The sequence below is a fragment of the Microcystis sp. M53603_WE2 genome, from assembly GCF_030065435.1.
The window spans coordinates 1-1394 of sequence record NZ_JASJFF010000744.1; the positions used below are offsets into that span (position 1 = coordinate 1).

At 42.0% G+C, this 1394-nt stretch carries 4 protein-coding genes; 2 read left to right on the forward strand and 2 right to left on the reverse strand.

The window, feature by feature from the left end:
* Together PX481_RS16080 and PX481_RS16085 are read left to right on the forward strand one after the other, a co-directional pair.
* Nucleotides 1-114: transposase (locus PX481_RS16080; RefSeq protein ID WP_071824397.1), on the forward strand; the 114-nt coding region annotated here is incomplete at its 5' end.
* Between the two features lie 268 nt (nucleotides 115-382).
* The gene (locus PX481_RS16085) at nucleotides 383-571 is read left to right on the forward strand and encodes a hypothetical protein (RefSeq protein ID WP_130756655.1); all 189 of its coding nucleotides are present in this window, start codon (nucleotides 383-385) and stop codon (nucleotides 569-571) included.
* Here PX481_RS16085 and PX481_RS16090 read toward each other — a convergent pair.
* Both PX481_RS16090 and PX481_RS16095 read right to left on the reverse strand, forming a co-directional pair.
* On the reverse strand, nucleotides 565-885 hold the full coding sequence (locus tag PX481_RS16090) for a type II toxin-antitoxin system PemK/MazF family toxin (RefSeq protein ID WP_002735990.1): 321 nt from the start codon (nucleotides 883-885) through the stop codon (nucleotides 565-567). The genes PX481_RS16085 and PX481_RS16090 overlap by 7 nt on opposite strands.
* Complete coding sequence (locus PX481_RS16095) at nucleotides 879-1121, reverse strand: AbrB/MazE/SpoVT family DNA-binding domain-containing protein (RefSeq protein ID WP_002736094.1); 243 nt, start codon at nucleotides 1119-1121, stop codon at nucleotides 879-881. The genes PX481_RS16090 and PX481_RS16095 overlap by 7 nt, the downstream gene beginning before the upstream one ends.
* Nucleotides 1122-1394: the final 273 nt, after the last annotated feature.

Below are 1394 nucleotides of genomic sequence, written 5' to 3' on the forward strand. Positions count from 1 at the left end.
ATGGTCGAGGGAATCAACAATAAACTTAAACTAATAAAACGGAGAGCCTATGGCTTGAGAAACTTTCGGAATTTTTGGGTTAGAAGTATGTTGTCTTGGCATCTTGTATGTTGATTTAGCATAAAGAGTAACGAAGAGCCAGAAATTTCTCGATACAAGTTATGCGATCGCTTTATCTTCATCTACGGACGATTATCATCTATATTGTCAAAGAAACGATAAAAATTGGGGAATTGTTGACTGTATTTCTTTTATTGTAATGGAAGAGCGTAGAATAACGGAAGCATTAACAACGGATATTCATTTTCAGCAAGCTGGTTTTCGAGCTTTGTTGAGAGATTAATCTCAGGGCAGGCGATCGCCATTCCCACATCACCCAAAAGTGATCGCCATTCCCACATCACCCAAAAACGATCGCCTCTCCTCATCACCCAACAGCGATAGCCATTCCCAAAAAATTGCTCCTCCCAAAAGCGATCGCCCCTTCACCCTTACTCTAAAAAGCGATCACCTCTCCCTGTTTTATAAAAAAGCGATACTAAAACCGAACAAATTCGGTGACAATCAGTAGTGAAAAAATTCAACCAATCGATCAGCCACTACCATTGCTACCCGTTCGTCAAGACTGCCAATTGTGGCAACAATTCGGGTTTTGTCAATCGCCCTAATTTGGTCTAAAGCAATACTGCCGCGCACATTTTCTTGATCAATGGGGATTCTTGTTGGGTAATTTTTGACAGTACTGGTGATTGGTGCAATAACGACTGTTCTTAATCGAGCATTAATTTCACTAGGAGAAACAACAACACAAGGTCGAGTTTTTTGCAGTTCAGACCCCCTAGTTGGATCGAGTGCCACCAACAGGATGCTAAATCTTTCTACCATTGATTTTGCCGCTCAAACTCGTTTTCCACCCCTAGCCAATCCTGTAACTCGGCTTCAATAGGAGCATCATCAAATAACTCAGCCCAGCCTTCCCTCACCTTCTTTTTAGCACTCAGAATAATTCTTTTTCCATCAACTATCGCCTCAACTTCGTCCAGAAGTTCACACTGTTCCATGATTGCTTGAGGAATTGTAATTGCTTGAGAATTACCGATTTGTACGATTTTTAGCAACATTTTGACGACCAGATAAACATACGATAATTATATCAACTTATACTGATTAGGGAGCGATCGCCCCTCCTCCTCAAAATCGCCCCTCCTCCTCAAAATCGCCCCTCCTCCTCAAAATCGCCCCTCCTCATCCAAATCGCCATTCCCCAAAAATTGCGGCTCTTCGGGACTTGGTATGGTTCGATAGGGGAGCATAAATCGACTCAATCCTTATCTGGCAAGAGATTTAATTGATTAGTTCGCTCCAGATCGCAAACAATTGACAAAAATTGCGGC